This window comes from Pseudomonas kitaguniensis (genome assembly GCF_009296165.1).
GTDB lineage: Bacteria > Pseudomonadota > Gammaproteobacteria > Pseudomonadales > Pseudomonadaceae > Aquipseudomonas > Aquipseudomonas kitaguniensis.
The window spans coordinates 1-13,920 of record NZ_VUAZ01000015.1; the positions used below are offsets into that span (position 1 = coordinate 1).

A 13,920-nucleotide genomic window follows, 5' to 3' on the forward strand; every position below is an offset into this window, starting at 1 on the left:
CCGCGTGAGCCTGCCAGCGCAACAGGCTGTCTGCGAGTGCTTCCGCGTCTTCTGAAAGCAAGCCGTAGACGTTCGCAGCGGTCACCTTCTCATAACGCAACGTGGCCAAGCGGTCACGCGTCTGTTGCACTTTATGGGTTTCTCGACTGAACGCTTCAACCGCAGGTTCGTGGTTTTCGCGGTATTTATCGCCACGCGCATACAAGTCTCGGCGGCGGAGGAACAACTGTTCGTTAATGCGGATCAGAGCAGTGTCTACAAAATCGAATTCACGCGGGGTGACCAGCGAGCGTTTGAGCTGCAGCGATTCCTGCGCGCGTCGAAGCGCGGCCCAGCAATTGGGAATGTAGCCTCCAACCATTGAATGGTTGCCTTTGTGCTTTAAGCCTTGAGCGATAAGCCCGGGGCGGTCGGGCAGTCCGTTGATTTGCTGCACGGCCAATGTGCAGGCGGCGTGCTGGGTAATGGTGTCGCAACCGGGCTGCCAGAGGATGGAAGAGGTTTCTTTGCCGCCCAACTCCACCGGGAGGAAGTGGCGTAACGTGCCGTGGTGTTCATACGGCTCGCCGCTGAGGTTGGTAATGCCCGCAACGAACACCGAGAGGCCGACGGGGACGTTTACGAAGGTTAAGGCGGCGCCAGTCGCGTAGACCGGGGTTTTGGTGTTCATCCAGGTGCCGGGCACGCTGGGCACCGGGTCGTTGTGGTTGACCATGCGGTAATGCACCAGGTTGGCGGCCGCTTTTACGAAGGTGGCGTCAGCCGCTCTTGGGGCGCCGTAGGTGTAGAGCGTGATGTCGGCACTATACTTTTTCTGCCGACGTAGCATTTCCGAGAGCAACAAGGTGATGGCGCCGCCCAGGCTATGACCGCAGATGATCAGTTTTTGGCCGGTGTAGAACTTCTCGAGATAATCGACCGTAAGTTCATAGACTTTAAGCGCAGCCTCATAGAATCCTCGGTGGACGTTACCCACACCTTCCGCAAAAGGTACTTGAAGTGCATCGGCATCACGCAGGGCGTCCGCGATTATTTCATTGGTGCCGCGTACGGAAATCAGGATCAACTCATCGTTGTGCGTGATAAACGCTTGGGTGTCGGTGTTATCAATTTGGTCTCGATCATCCAGAAAGTGAATGCTGGCCGGGTGCTCCTGTTTTTCTTCTAAATCCGGGCTGTTCGCGGGGTACAGATCAGGGTCAAACGGTACGATTTCCAGGCGTTTTGAATACGGCACATCTTCGTATAGTGGGTAGTACGCGGTGGTTTGGGCTGGGTCCACTGTCCAGATTTCATCGAATTTGGCCAACGCATCACCGAACCAGTTACCCATACTTGGTTTGCTCGGGAAACTTACTTTCTTGTCTCTGATGGGCGCCTTGTCGGGCTCTTGCCCAAACGGGTGGTAGCTCAAGGTGGCCATAATGGCGAGCTGATACGGGTTCAGTGCACAGAACTGCGGGTCAGTAGACAGCATCGGACACAGGGCGCGTAAAGGGCGAACCTCCAACACGCTGTGTTTATTGGCAAGCAAGCAGACCCCACGCTTTCCATGCTCTTGCATCAGCGAGGCCCAGCGCCGCATGGCCGGGTATTGACACTCGACTTCAGGCGGCAGATGCGCAACATGGTCGACGAAATGACGAACTTCGACCTGGAAGAAAAAGTCTGCACACGCTTGCGCAGGGTTTGTTGCAGTGCGCGAGCCGTCTTTATGAAGGTGGCGGGTTTGCTCGGCGCGAACTTGCAGTTCAGTTATCGGGAGTGGGTAGTGAGGCCTTTTCTGTAGATAGGCATAAAATTCATTTCCACCCTGATACGGCTTTTTGAAAATCAACGCTACCGGCCCCGCGAAGTGGTTCTCGACTTTGCCTGCGCCTGTAGCGTCGAGTTTACCCTCGTAGGTATAACCTTCTGAGTCAATGACTTCGTAAGTTAATCCGGAATAAGGTTGCCCTTCACCATTTTCATCAACTAACTGAAAGCTGGTCCATTTGCCTCGAATAGGGCAGGTAAGCATGCGATCGTTTAGCGGGTGCCTCAGCTCATCATCCAACTTACTCATTGATATATTCCTTATTCTGTACAGTTGGGGTAAATGGTGCAGCTGCGCCCATCAGGCATTTTGAAACTGCTGAAGTTTTTATGGTTTCCAAAACAGAACGCATACTGGTCTTCAAGGGCTTTGCCCATGCAGCGTTTCCAACCATTCGGGACTTTGACCCAAGTATCTCCGATTGCAGGTATTTCTTCTTGAGTCAAATTGATTTTCAGTTTTACGGTTTTATCTGGTAGTTGATCCAAGGTGTAAGCCCCTACAGGACGCCCTTTAGTTACCAAGCCGTGGTCGTCGATTTTTTTGCACACGAGCCCCTTTGAAATATAACGTTCAGCCCCCATGGTACGAAATAGCCATTGACACTGACCATTTATCGCACTCTCGTTAGCAGAGTTGAAATACCCTTTGTACTTATCTTCCAGTTGCTCTCTAATAACTATCATCGCTGAATCAACTCCGAACTCGCCGCGATGCTTTCCATAAGTTCCGTAGACTTTAATTTCAACGCGATAGATAACTAATGGGCAGCCTTCAATGGTGCGATAGATGGGGATTTCCAAGTCGCGCTTGTAGCGTTCTTTATAATCCAAGTGCCATCTTTGGTTGTAACCTATATGAGGCTTTTTAACCGTGCATGTTTCTCCCTTGGCAGGTGCGTACCTGGCGACTGCTTCGTAAGTAAAGTCAGGAGGAAAATCAGCCATGAAGGTGAAGCTCTCCGAGTCCCCGGTAGCACACCCTGTTGTCAGCATTACGTAGCCCCCCAGGAACAGGGTTTTAAGTGCATTCGTCATAGCGAGGCGTTCCCTTGCAGAGATCCATCAACTAGCTGAAGAATCGTCCAGTTGCCTTGGGGTGGGCAGTTAAACGTGCGGCTATGTAACGGGTGCTTTATCTCTTCATCCAATGCGCTCATTGAGCGTTTCCTTATTCTGTACAGCCGGGGTAAATGGTGCAGATGCGCCCATCAGGCATCTTGAAACTGCTGAAGTCTTTGTGGTTTCCAAAACAGAACGCATATTGGTCTTCAGTTGCTTTGCCCATGCAACGTTTCCAGCCATTCGGGACTTTGACCCAAGTATCTCCGATTGCAGGTATTTCTCCTTCAGTTAAGTTGATTTTCAGCTTTACAGTTTTACCCGGTAGTTGATCCAAGGTGTAAGCCCCTACAGGGCGCCCTTTCGTCACCAAACCCTGATCGTCAGTTTTCTTGCAGTCGAGAAGCTTGGAAATATAACGCTCAGGCCCGATAGTACGGAACAGCCATTGACACTGGCCATTTATCGCGCCCTCTCCAGCAGAATCAAAAACCCCTTTGTACTTATCTTCCAGTTGTTCTCTAACAATAATCATCGCTGTATCTGCGCCGAAGTCACCACGCGCTTCTCCATAAGCGCCGTACATTTCAAGTTTGACGCGATAGATGACTAATGGACAACCTTCAAAAATTCGATAGATGGGAATTTTCCACGCCGGCTTGTATCGTTCTTTGTAGTCCAGGTGCCATCTTTGGTTGTAACCGACATGGGGCTTTTTAACCGTGCACGTTTCTCCCTTGGCGGGGGCATATCTGGCGACGGCCTCATAAGTGAAGTCAGGTGGGAAATCAGCTATAAACGTGAAACTCTCCGAATTCCCGGCAGTACACCCTGCTGTCAAAACTACGCAGGCTCCCAAGAACAGGAATTCAAGTAAATGCGTCATTGCGAGGCCTCTCCTTGCACAGACCCATCACTTTGCGCAACGCGGTAAATTGGCCCAATACCTGCGCCAGTGCTGTTGAATACCATAAAGGCTGGTGTGTGCAGTAGACGTCCGATATTCAAGCCAGCAGGTTCGCTGACCCGTTCCAGCTCAAAAGAAAAGGGCGTGCTAATGGACGGCTGGCCAATGAACGAAAAAGCCTGAACCTCATGTTTTAAATCGTTGGTCGCCAGGTTGAAACGCGTTTGAGAAGTTGCTTTGAACATCCGCCTGTTCCTTGCCGGACTTGTAGCGTGGACCCACTTGCAAGCCATGGGCGAACGCTTGCATGCGCGCCTGTGGCGTGTGGGGGCTAAAAATCAGGTTAAACAAGGTGCGCAAAGAAAATATGCAGGAAACTTCCTATATATAAATGGAATTTTCTCTGATTCAGGTTGGGCTTGGGATGAAGTTGCCAAGAAAGGTGACGGAGTGAAGCGGTTATTGCCCGAGTCCGAGTTCGATGAACCCGACCGTTTAATGTCATCAAGCAATCGCGCTGGCTACGGTTGCGCAACCTGAAAACCTGAAGACGCCCGCACAGCAAGTGCGCGTGCAGTGTTTTTGGCAGCCAGCCAAACCCTGCAGCGCCTGGCGGGCTAGAGAAAAAAGCGCTCTTTCAACGGGATCAATGCAGCACCAATGGCGGCGGCATCACCGTTGCTTTCGGTCAGTAACAGCTTGGGCCGGGGCGCGGGCGTTCCATAGCGCGGTGAGCCCCAGAAGCTCACATTGTCGATCAGTCGCCGCCCGAGTTCGGCAGGCACCTGCCCGCCGAATACGATGGCTTGCGGGTCGAACAAGCCGGTCAGGGTATTGATCAAACGATCCAGACCGGGCCGTACATGCTCGACCCACTCATCGACACCCGGCCAGTTGATGTCGAACCGGTTGCGCAGGTCTTCGATGGAGTCGATCTGAATAGCCTGCTTGTGCAGCGCATCCATCAAGTAGCGCAGCGCAGGGCGCCGCTCGACTTCATCGTGGGTGTACAGCATGACTTCGCCCGCATTGCCATTGCTGCCGAAGTACGGCTTGCCGTCGATGACGATGCCGGTGCCGAAGCCGTAATTGAACGACAGGTACACGAAATTGCTCGCCCAGGCGCCTACGCCGATAAGGCTTTCGCCAATCGCCCCGGTGGTGGCGTTGTTCTTCAACCACACCGGCATATCAAGCGCCTGTTCCAGCAGCGGGCGCAGGTCGATCAGTGACCAGTCTTGCAGCGGCTCGGGGGCGTTGACGCGGCCCTCGTCGATAAAGTAGCCGGCAATCGCCACGCCGACACCCAGCAGATGATCGCGGCTTAGCCCATTGCGCAGGAGCATGCGGTCAATGACTTTGCCGAGTGCTTCCAGCGTCGAATTCAAGCTCAGCGGCGGGGTGCGCAGCGTGACTTCTTCCAGCACGTTGCACGCAAAGTCGGCGATGCACACCACCGCCGAATCCGTATTGATGGAGATGCCCAGTACATAAACCGCCTCGTTGGCGAGTTCCAGGCGCAGGCTCGGTTGACCGCGGCCGTTCTTCACGGCTTGACCCGTGCGAATAAAGCCTCGGCTGATCAAGTCTTCGATGATGCGGTGCACGGACTGTTGCGCCAGGTCCATTTCTGCCGACACGGCGGCTCGGGTGATTCCACCGCTGCGCCGCAAAATATCGAGAATTTTGCGCTCGTTCAGGCTGGGGTGGTAATCGCGCTGTAGAAGGTGTTCTGCGTCCATGAGTGTGTCGGCTTCAACTGTGCAATGAGTAGATTTTGCGCTAGCGCGGCAGTCTAAAGCCTCTGATGGCGCAGGGGGTCGAATTCATGAAATTTTCATGCGGGCGCCGACAGAACAGTGTGGGCCAAGTCACACAGTGGTTGGGTGCCCGCCACGAGTGTGAGCCCGAAGGGTACGGCGAGCCCTTGGGTCGAAATGCTCAGGCCTGCTTCGCTGCAGAGCAAACGCCCGGCGGCGATATCCCACACGCTGGTGTAGCGTTCCACGTAGCCGCTTGTGTAGCCGAGTGCTGCGAAACCCAGGCCGATGGTCGCGCAGCGGTAACCTGCAACGCCCCAGCCGGCCTGGCGAAACTGCAATTCCATGGCGCCGATGTGTTCCGGGCGCCAGTGCCGGTTCTCGCCAATGGCGGCCACTTTCAGCCCCTCGCACTGCGCGGTTCGCTCGGTATACACGCCGTTCTTGCGCAGCCCAAAGCCCTTGGCGGCGCTCAGCGTGTAACCCAGCGCGGGGTAGGCCACGGCCCCCACCTGCGACTCGTCGCCTTCGACATAGGCAATCGAAATGCCCCACAACGGCGACCCGCTGACAAAGTTGGCGGTGCCATCGATCGGGTCGATCACCCAGCCACGCCCCTGCAGGTCACCGCCCAGTTCTTCGCCGAGTAACGCTTCGCCTGGAAACTCGCGCGTGAGTTGCGCGCGCAGATGGTTCTCGACCTCCAGGTCGGCACATGACACCAGGTCTTGAGGATGCTTGACCATCACCGACAGCGAAGCGAGGTTGTGGAAGTAGCCCAGCGCAATGTTCGCGGCGCTGGCGGCCAGGCGTTCAGTGACGTGCAGCCGATACTCCAGACTCATCAGATAGCTCCCTGACGTACGTTGATGTCCAACAGGTTGGGATAATCGGTCAGCACCGACTGGGCGCCACGGCTTAACAGATAGCGCGCACGCTGTGGGTCATTCACCGTCGCCACGGCAAACTCGACTTCGCTGTCGCGCAGACGCCTCAAATGGCCCTCATCCAGAAACGGGTCGACCACATGCAGGATCTGGCAGTCATATTCCGCCAGCAGCGCGGCCGGATCCGCCGGCGCAACCAGGCTGGCCAGGCACAGCGGAACCTCTTCCCACAGCGCCCGCGCCTTGCCGAGCGCGCGCGTCGAAAAGCTCGACACGAACAGCCGGTGAGGGCCGAGCGGCCATTTCTGGCGCAATAACGGAATCACCGCCTCAGCGGTTTCCAGGTCATCACCGATGGTCGGCTTAAGCTCGACCTGCAGGCCCAGCCCCAGGCAAATCGCGGTGTCGACCACTTCTTCGAAGGTGGGCACAGTCACGCCCGCGTAGGTGTTCGAAAACCATCGGCCCGCGTCCAGTGAACGAATCTGCTCAAGCGTGTTGAGCACTACTGCACCGTGCCCGGAGGTGGTGCGATCCAGGGTGTCGTCATGGATGACTACAAGGGCGCCATCGCGGGTGAGCTTGACGTCAATCTCGACCCACTGCGCGCCCATCCGCGCAGCGATTTCAATGGCGGTCAGCGTATTTTCCGGGGCGAACGCACTCGCGCCACGGTGCGCAATCAAGTTGCTTTGAACCACGCGTGTTTTATCGTTCATGTGTAAACGTCATCCTCAATGGAAGATCAGGAAATTCGTTGACCGCTGGCGCCGTCGAACAGCAAGGCTTCGTCGGCCGGAAACCACAGGCTGATGGTTGCGCCAACGTGCACTGCCGGCGACTCCGAGTGACTGACCAGCACCGGCTGCCCCGCGACCCGGCAATGAATGACGCGGTGGCTGCCCAAGTCCTCCACCGCGTTAACAGTGGCGACCACGCCGGTGGCGGCGACTTTCAGGTGCTCGGCACGCACCCCCAGCACCAGCGGGCGAGGGGTTGCGACAGTGGCCGGGGACCTGAACGGCAGGACTTGGCCGTCGCCCAAAATCAACAGGCCTTCAGGGCTGCATGCCACCTCGATCAGGTTCATCGGCGTGGCGCCGAAAAAGCGCGCAACCACCGTAGAACCCGGGCGTTTATAGAGCGCGTGGGGCGTGTCGATCTGTTCCACCCGGCCCTTGTTGAGCACAACTACGCGGTCCGCCAGGGTCATCGCCTCGGTCTGGTCATGCGTCACGTACAGCACGGTGGCGCCGGTGTCCTGGTGAATGCGCCGCAACTCTGCGCGCATCTCTTGGCGAAGGCCGCTGTCGAGGTTGCACAACGGCTCATCGAACAGCAGCACCGGCGGGTTACGCACCAGCGCCCGGCCAATGGCGACGCGCTGGCGCTGGCCGCCAGACAATTGCCCGGGCTTTCTGGCCAGCAAGGCGTGCAGCCCAAGCGTGCTGGCGATGGCCTGCACACGCGCCAAGCGTTCTTCGCGGCCAACCCCCGACAATTTCAGCCCGTAGCCGAGGTTGTCTTCGACCGTCATGTGCGGGTACAGCGCATAGTTCTGGAACACCATGGCGCACTGGCGCTCGTTGGGCGGGCGCCGGGTAACGTCGACACTGCCGATATGAATGCTGCCCGCATCCGGCTTGTCGAGGCCGGCGACCAGCCGCAACAGGGTCGACTTGCCGCACCCCGACGGGCCGAGGATGACGCTGAACTGCCCGGCGGGGAATTCCACTTCCAGCCCATCAAGAATCGCTGGGCCGTGCTTGCTGTAGCGCCTTGATAGCCCACTGACACGAATGGCCGGCGCTGCGCTGTCGACTGTAGACCGAGTCATTTACCTACCCCTACAAGCCCTTTGACGAACCAGCGCTGCATCACAGCGATGACCAGAATGGGCGGAATCAGACTGAGCAAAGTGGCGGCCATCAGCAGCGACCACTGTGGAAGTTGAGTGGCATCGGCGGGCGCAAAATTGGCCGCGCCGAGTACCAGCGTGCGCATGCTGGTGCGGTTGGTGGCCACCAATGGCCACAGGTAGTCCTTCCAGGCCGAAATAAACACCAGCGTGCCGAGCGCCGCGAAATTGGTTTTCGACAGCGGCAGCAGAATGTCGACGAAAAACCGCCAAGGGCTGGCGCCATCCAGGCGCGCGGCCTCTACCAGGTCGGAGGGCAGCGTTTGATAGAACTGGCGGAACAAAAACGTGCCGGTCGCCGACGCGATCAATGGCAGCGCAAGCCCCGGATACGTGTCGAGCAAGTTGATGTGCGGCACCGGGATCGCCGCAATCCCGAGCAGGTCGAGCAGTGCGCGCAGTGGCCCCAGCACATCGCCTGCGACCGCGTAGGTCGGGATAATCCGCACCTCCACCGGTAACAGCAGGGTGCCGAGCACCGCCACAAAGATCAGCGATTTAAACGGCGTCTTGAAATACACCACGGCAAATGCGGTCAGTGCCGATAACGCCAATTTGCCGACCACCACCATGCCCGTCACGATCAGGCTGTTGCCCATCAACGTGACTACGTCGAGTGTGTGCAGCACCTCGCCCACGTTGACGAACAACTGGCTGCCTGGCAGCCAGGGCATGCCGTGCGCAAGAATTTGCTCGTTGCTCACCGACGCCGCGCACAGCGCCAGGTACAGCGGCCCGAGCGCAAACACAGCGCCCAGCAGCAGCAGGGCGTAGGCCAGCGCGGTCGAGAGCGGGTGACGTTCAACCATGATGTTCTCTCCGGCGATTGCGCCAAGCCAGGTAGCGGTACTGAGTGACGCTGAGCACGACCACCACCACCAGCATCAGCACCGACAGGGTTGAAGAACCGGCCAGATCGATGCCGACAAAACCATCCTGATAGATCTTGAACGCGAGGATTTCGGTGGCATTGCCCGGCCCGCCGTGCGTCAGTCGCTCGACCAGGCCAAAGCTGTTGGACAAGCTGTCCAGCAGCCCGACCACGAACACGAAGAACAGATAAGGCGCGACCATCGGCAGTTGGATGTCACGCAACCGCTGCCATGGGCTCGCGCCATCGAGTGCCGCCGCCGCCAGGCAATCCTCGGGCACCGACTGCAAGCTGGCGACGATCATCACGATGTTGAAGGGCAACTGGCACCAGGCGTAGGCAAACACCAACAGCGTCATCGCCTGCCAGCCTTTGGCAGACGGCGCCCAGGCTTCGGGCACCCAGTGATTGATCCAAGCCAGCGGGCCGAAGATCGGGTTGGCCAGCACCTGGAAGATGATCCCCAGCGTTGCCCCCGACACCGCATAGGGCCAGATCAGCACATTGCTGAAAATCTTGTAGCCGCGAACTTTCAGTTGCAGGCAGGCGGCCAGCACCAGCGCCATAGCCAAGGCGAGCAACGTGCTGAACAGGCTGAAGACCAAGGTTGTGCCCAGCGATGAGAGCACGCTCGGGTCGTTAAGCACCCTGACGTAGTTGGCCAGCCCTGCGAAGATTTCGCTGCCGCCAAACGGCTGCACATAATGAAACGACCACCAGAACGCCTGCACGGTCGGCCAATAGAAGAACAGTAGCACCGCCAACAATTGCGGGAATGCAAGAAGCAACGGCAAGAAGCGCTGGGAGAACTGCGCGTTATGGCTCATGGTTTGACGCCTTTGTTTGTCGCGCTGGGGCCGTAGGTGTTCTCGAACAAACGCAGCAATGCGTCACCCTTTTGCGCCGCCTCGTGCAACGCATCTGCCATCGGCTTCTGCCGGGCGAGCGCACTCCATACCTGTTGTTGCCAGGCGAGTCGCAGCAAGGTGGTAAACCCTGGGCGTACCTCGAATGCCTTTGCTTCATGACCCAGCGCCAAGGCATTAAGGCCGACCACGGTTGCATTGCGGGCAGGCAGTTGCGCAAGGGCGGCAGCGGCAGCGCCCTGTGTGACCGGCAAATAACCGGTTGCCTGGCTGAACAGCGTCTGTACCGACACCTCTCGCAGAAACATCAGAAACTCGGCAACGGTCTGGTACTGAGCCTCACTTTGCCCGCGCAACACCCACAACGCCGCCCCACCCGGGAGCGACGCGGCGCGTTGCTGACCAGCGAATACCGGTAAAAAATGGGCGTTCACGTCATCGGAATCAGCGCTGTAGATCAGCTTCGACGCGCCGGTCGAGCCCACCAGCAGCGCGCAGTCGCCGGACGCGAACGCCAGCTCCTGGCCGCCGCTGCGGGTGGCGGCCTGATCAATCAGCAAACCATCGGCCATCCACTGCGCAACCGATTGCATGAGGCGCAGGTGCAGGCCTTGATCGAATACCCACTGCGTGGCGTCTTTACTCAGCAAGGGCGCGCCCATCACGGCGCTGCTTTGTTCGAGCCACACCCAGGGGCCAAAATCTGTGACCGAGGGGCATTTGCTGCCATGCGCTTTCAGGGCGACCAAGGCCGCGCCGAAGGCTTCCCACGTATCCGGCGCTTGGGTGATTCCCGCCGCCGCGAGCTGATCGGCATGGCTGTAAAGCACCGCCGTGGACGTCGCAAACGGCTGCGCCCAGAGCTTGTCATCGGCATTGTTGTAGTACGCGGCCACGGCGGGCAACAAGCGGTCTTGAGGCACTTTGTGCCACGCTTGCAGGAACTCTTCCAGGCTCAGAACCGCCGCGCTGTTGAGCATCTCCGGCGTGGCCACATCGTAGATTTCAACCAGCGCCGGGGCTTTACCCGAGCGGTAGGCGGCCACGGTTTTTTGCAGGTTCTGCTCATAGGAGCCCTGAGCGATGCAGCGCATTGGCAGCAACTCCGGGTGGGTCGAGTTGAAGCGCTCGCACAGGGTCTGGATCGCCGTACTGGCAGCACCGGTATGCCCATACCAGAATTCGACGCCGGCATCGGCGGCGCATGCCGAGCCTGCACTCGCCGCCGTCAGTATCGCAGCCGCTAAAACTGTTCTAAAACGCATGGTCTATAACCGCTGAAGTCAGCACGGGCCGACGTAAATAACGTGTGCAACTCAGGGAGTTGCCAGTAAGTCGTTCCAGCCGGGTGTTACTGACTTTGCGTGATCACCGACAGCCGGGCGATGTCCGCTTTCTGCACCAGCGCGAGCACTTGAGCGACGCGGCCGTAACCCGTGAGCGTGTCGGCACGCAGTGTCAGCGCAACCTCGGGGTCTTGGGATTTAAGGGCGACCAATGCTTGCTCGAGCCCATCGAGCGGCGTCTTTTTTTCATCGATGAACACGCTGCCTGCGGCATCGATACTGATCGCCACCGGCTTGCTGTCGTCCAGGGTCGCCGTGGCGACGGTCTGCGGCAGATTCAGCGGGATCGCGTTGTTCAGCAAAGGCGCCGTCACGATGAAGACCACCAGCAGAACCAGCATCACATCGACCAAAGGGGTGATGTTGATGTCGCTGATGGTGCTCTCGTCGTTGCTCGTAGTGAAGGCCATGTCAGGCTGCTCCGCTCAGTTGGCGCTGGGTGTCGCTGAGGTGCCCGTCGCCGAGGTCGAAGCCATGCCGCTGCGCGCGGTTCATCAGGTTAAGCGCGAAGCTGTCGAGGTCGGCCGTTATCAGTTTCAGGCGCCGACCAAGAAGGTTGTAGGCCAGCACCGCCGGCACAGCCACCGCGATACCCACGCCCGTGGCGATCAGCGCCTCGCCGATCGGCGCCGCCACCACCGCGATGCTGGCGGACTTGGCGGTGCTGATCGCTTGCAGCGCATGGATGATGCCGAACACGGTGCCAAACAGCCCGATGAAGGGCGCGGTGCTGCCAATCGACGCCAGCACGATCATCCCGTGCTCCATCACATGCCGCTCACTGTGAATCTGCTTTTGCAGTGAGCGCTGGAGCACTTCCTGACGGCTCCAGCCATCCACCGGGCAAGGCCCCTCGCGGCCTTTGCTGAGCGCCAGTTGCGTGGCGCCGGCTAACCGCGCCAGTTGCCCCTGATGCTCTTCGGCGGTCACAGACGCCTTGAAGCTGGCGGTCGACCAGAAGCGTTCGGTGTAGCGTTGGTTCTGGCGGCGCAGCTTGATCAGTTGAACCCATTTGGCAATCAGCAACGCCCAGGTAGCCAACGAAAACAGCAGCAAAATGCCCATGGAAGCCTGGTGAATCAGGGTTGAATAATCGGTCATGGCAAAACCTCAACGAGATAGTTTGAGCTCAAGCGGCACGGTGACCCAGCCATCAATGGCCGTATCGCCACGTTTAGCGGGAATGAACGTCCACTGGCGAACGGCGGCCAATGCCGCCTCGTCCAGCGCAGGCGAGCCGCTACTGGCAGCGATCTGCACAGTGTCGGGTCGCCCATTGGGCATAACGTGCACGCGCAATTGCGTGGTGCCTTCCTGATGCCTGCGCGCTGCCGCAGGCGGGTAGGCCGGCGCCGGGTTATTCAGGTAGCCCGCTCGGCCCACGGGGCCGGTGACCGGCAACGGTGCAGGCGCCGCGATAGGCTTTGGCGCGGCATCCTTGGTGGGCACAGCATTTGGCGGCGCAGGGGCGGCGACAGGCTTGGGCTCGGCAGGTCGGGGCGTCGTCTTGGCAACAGGCTTGGGTTGCGGACGCGGCTTCGCTATCGGTGACGGCTGTTCCATTGGCGGCGGAGGTGGTGGAGGTGGCTGCTCCGGTTCAGGCGCGGGCGCGACCGTTGCAGGCGGCGGCGCGACCATCTGCATAGCGATCGCAAGGGGCTTGGCGGGTTCTTCCAGTGGCTTGGCCGGTCGATCGGTTTGCAACCACGCCCACAGCGCGATATGAGTGCCCACCGCCACCACCACGCCAAACACATACACCTGCCATCTAACGGCGGGGCGGTTAGCGTCGGGTATCGGCAGCGCAGCAAATACCGCCGGCGACAACAGTGCACCCGTGGCTGGCCCGCCCCGGAGCGACGGCGGGCGGCGCGATAAACAATGCGAAAGCATGGCAATACCCATCTGTGAACAACGTGCTTAGTCGTAATCGGAGGCCGGAACAAATATATTACTACGTGTTATGTGTATTAATTGTGACGTAGCGGCGCATCAAGGCCCGCCGCTCGTAATGCCCTGCCTCAGCGCGAACCACACAGCCCGACCATGTGGTGTAATCGTCCCTGCTCGGCGTGGCTGCCGGCCAGAGTGCATCCGGCAGGATTTCCCAATTGCGCAAGTCCGCAGACCGCGCAGGGCCGATCCGCACGTTCCAGTGGCACAGGTTGGGGGCGTTGAGGCTGCGCGGGGCGGACAGATGGAATCGATGCGTGTGGTCTTCGTGTTGGATGAACCAGAAACCCCATACCCAATGCTCAGGCAGGAATAACGGCATTGACTGCTCCGGAATATTACTACTCTTTATGGGTTGTAATATGGCGCACGCATGTTTCGGTTTTGTTGCATTGAGGATGGGGTCAACGACGAGAGGATTTAGCAGGCTTTGATCAGCAGGATTTTGGGGGGCGATATTTTGAGTGATCGTAACGGTGCTGGAGTCGCCATGCATCGCGGATAAACAAAAAGGGTGGCGACCGTGCGCGAGTTA

16 protein-coding genes are annotated in these 13,920 nt (G+C 58.6%); 1 reads left to right on the forward strand and 15 read right to left on the reverse strand.

The window, feature by feature from the left end:
• The 4 genes from F0169_RS03165 to F0169_RS03180 form a co-directional block, all read right to left on the reverse strand.
• A partial coding sequence (locus tag F0169_RS03165; RefSeq protein WP_152745486.1) for a lipase family protein occupies nt 1-2,065 on the reverse strand: 2,065 nt, incomplete at its 3' end.
• A gap of 11 nt (nt 2,066-2,076) precedes the next feature.
• On the reverse strand, nt 2,077-2,853 hold the full coding sequence (locus F0169_RS03170; RefSeq protein WP_152745488.1) for a hypothetical protein: 777 nt from the start codon (nt 2,851-2,853) through the stop codon (nt 2,077-2,079).
• A 133-nt stretch (nt 2,854-2,986) separates the two neighbouring features.
• The gene (locus F0169_RS03175) at nt 2,987-3,763 is read right to left on the reverse strand and encodes a hypothetical protein (protein ID WP_152745490.1); all 777 of its coding nucleotides are present in this window, start codon (nt 3,761-3,763) and stop codon (nt 2,987-2,989) included.
• Entirely contained in the window at nt 3,760-4,029 is a 270-nt protein-coding gene (locus F0169_RS03180) for a hypothetical protein (RefSeq protein WP_152745492.1), read from the reverse strand. Before F0169_RS03180 ends, F0169_RS03175 begins: the two co-directional genes overlap by 4 nt.
• Here F0169_RS03180 and F0169_RS03185 point away from each other — a divergent pair.
• The gene (locus F0169_RS03185; protein WP_152745494.1) at nt 4,022-4,324 is read left to right on the forward strand and encodes a hypothetical protein; all 303 of its coding nucleotides are present in this window, start codon (nt 4,022-4,024) and stop codon (nt 4,322-4,324) included. The two genes, F0169_RS03180 and F0169_RS03185, sit on opposite strands and share 8 nt — an antisense overlap.
• 77 nt (nt 4,325-4,401) lie before the next feature.
• Here the strand turns inward: F0169_RS03185 and F0169_RS03190 are convergent, their stop codons facing one another.
• The 11 genes from F0169_RS03190 to F0169_RS03240 form a co-directional block, all read right to left on the reverse strand.
• A complete protein-coding gene (locus tag F0169_RS03190; RefSeq protein WP_058412581.1) occupies nt 4,402-5,526 on the reverse strand; it encodes an ROK family transcriptional regulator in 1,125 nt (374 codons plus the stop codon).
• 95 nt (nt 5,527-5,621) lie between these two features.
• The gene (locus F0169_RS03195) at nt 5,622-6,389 is read right to left on the reverse strand and encodes an inositol monophosphatase family protein (protein ID WP_152745496.1); all 768 of its coding nucleotides are present in this window, start codon (nt 6,387-6,389) and stop codon (nt 5,622-5,624) included.
• On the reverse strand, nt 6,389-7,150 hold the full coding sequence (locus tag F0169_RS03200) for a glycerophosphodiester phosphodiesterase family protein (protein ID WP_058412579.1): 762 nt from the start codon (nt 7,148-7,150) through the stop codon (nt 6,389-6,391). Before F0169_RS03200 ends, F0169_RS03195 begins: the two co-directional genes overlap by 1 nt.
• 26 nt (nt 7,151-7,176) lie before the next feature.
• Entirely contained in the window at nt 7,177-8,268 is a 1,092-nt protein-coding gene (locus F0169_RS03205) for an ABC transporter ATP-binding protein (RefSeq protein ID WP_152745498.1), read from the reverse strand.
• A complete protein-coding gene (locus F0169_RS03210; protein WP_058412577.1) occupies nt 8,265-9,158 on the reverse strand; it encodes an ABC transporter permease subunit in 894 nt (297 codons plus the stop codon). Before F0169_RS03210 ends, F0169_RS03205 begins: the two co-directional genes overlap by 4 nt.
• Nucleotides 9,151-10,047: a carbohydrate ABC transporter permease gene (locus F0169_RS03215; RefSeq protein ID WP_058412576.1), complete on the reverse strand. Its 897-nt coding sequence runs from the start codon at nt 10,045-10,047 to the stop codon at nt 9,151-9,153. Before F0169_RS03215 ends, F0169_RS03210 begins: the two co-directional genes overlap by 8 nt.
• Entirely contained in the window at nt 10,044-11,351 is a 1,308-nt protein-coding gene (locus F0169_RS03220; protein WP_152745500.1) for an extracellular solute-binding protein, read from the reverse strand. Before F0169_RS03220 ends, F0169_RS03215 begins: the two co-directional genes overlap by 4 nt.
• An 86-nt stretch (nt 11,352-11,437) precedes the next feature.
• Nucleotides 11,438-11,842 carry an ExbD/TolR family protein gene (locus F0169_RS03225; protein WP_152745502.1) on the reverse strand — a complete coding sequence of 135 codons (405 nt, stop codon included), beginning with the start codon at nt 11,840-11,842 and terminating at the stop codon, nt 11,438-11,440.
• Between the two features lies 1 nt (nt 11,843).
• The gene (locus F0169_RS03230) at nt 11,844-12,533 is read right to left on the reverse strand and encodes a MotA/TolQ/ExbB proton channel family protein (RefSeq protein WP_152745504.1); all 690 of its coding nucleotides are present in this window, start codon (nt 12,531-12,533) and stop codon (nt 11,844-11,846) included.
• 9 nt (nt 12,534-12,542) lie between these two features.
• Nucleotides 12,543-13,325 carry an energy transducer TonB gene (locus F0169_RS03235; RefSeq protein WP_152745506.1) on the reverse strand — a complete coding sequence of 261 codons (783 nt, stop codon included), beginning with the start codon at nt 13,323-13,325 and terminating at the stop codon, nt 12,543-12,545.
• Between the two features lie 61 nt (nt 13,326-13,386).
• Nucleotides 13,387-13,707: a glycoside hydrolase family protein gene (locus F0169_RS03240; protein WP_152745508.1), complete on the reverse strand. Its 321-nt coding sequence runs from the start codon at nt 13,705-13,707 to the stop codon at nt 13,387-13,389.
• Between the last annotated feature and the right edge of the window lie 213 nt (nt 13,708-13,920).

What these genes read in the sequence shown, in the direction of transcription:
- F0169_RS03210 (WP_058412577.1), bottom strand. Translation starts at nt 9,158, where the DNA reads ATGGTTGAACGTCACCCGCTCTCGACCGCGCTGGCCTACGCCCTGCTG.
- F0169_RS03180 (WP_152745492.1), bottom strand. Translation starts at nt 4,029, where the DNA reads ATGTTCAAAGCAACTTCTCAAACGCGTTTCAACCTGGCGACCAACGAT.
- F0169_RS03215 (WP_058412576.1), bottom strand. Translation starts at nt 10,047, where the DNA reads ATGAGCCATAACGCGCAGTTCTCCCAGCGCTTCTTGCCGTTGCTTCTT.
- F0169_RS03195 (WP_152745496.1), bottom strand. Translation starts at nt 6,389, where the DNA reads ATGAGTCTGGAGTATCGGCTGCACGTCACTGAACGCCTGGCCGCCAGC.
- F0169_RS03205 (WP_152745498.1), bottom strand. Translation starts at nt 8,268, where the DNA reads ATGACTCGGTCTACAGTCGACAGCGCAGCGCCGGCCATTCGTGTCAGT.
- F0169_RS03230 (WP_152745504.1), bottom strand. Translation starts at nt 12,533, where the DNA reads ATGACCGATTATTCAACCCTGATTCACCAGGCTTCCATGGGCATTTTG.
- F0169_RS03225 (WP_152745502.1), bottom strand. Translation starts at nt 11,842, where the DNA reads ATGGCCTTCACTACGAGCAACGACGAGAGCACCATCAGCGACATCAAC.
- F0169_RS03190 (WP_058412581.1), bottom strand. Translation starts at nt 5,526, where the DNA reads ATGGACGCAGAACACCTTCTACAGCGCGATTACCACCCCAGCCTGAAC.
- F0169_RS03200 (WP_058412579.1), bottom strand. Translation starts at nt 7,150, where the DNA reads ATGAACGATAAAACACGCGTGGTTCAAAGCAACTTGATTGCGCACCGT.
- F0169_RS03170 (WP_152745488.1), bottom strand. Translation starts at nt 2,853, where the DNA reads ATGACGAATGCACTTAAAACCCTGTTCCTGGGGGGCTACGTAATGCTG.
- F0169_RS03220 (WP_152745500.1), bottom strand. Translation starts at nt 11,351, where the DNA reads ATGCGTTTTAGAACAGTTTTAGCGGCTGCGATACTGACGGCGGCGAGT.
- F0169_RS03175 (WP_152745490.1), bottom strand. Translation starts at nt 3,763, where the DNA reads ATGACGCATTTACTTGAATTCCTGTTCTTGGGAGCCTGCGTAGTTTTG.
- F0169_RS03235 (WP_152745506.1), bottom strand. Translation starts at nt 13,325, where the DNA reads ATGCTTTCGCATTGTTTATCGCGCCGCCCGCCGTCGCTCCGGGGCGGG.
- F0169_RS03240 (WP_152745508.1), bottom strand. Translation starts at nt 13,707, where the DNA reads ATGCCGTTATTCCTGCCTGAGCATTGGGTATGGGGTTTCTGGTTCATC.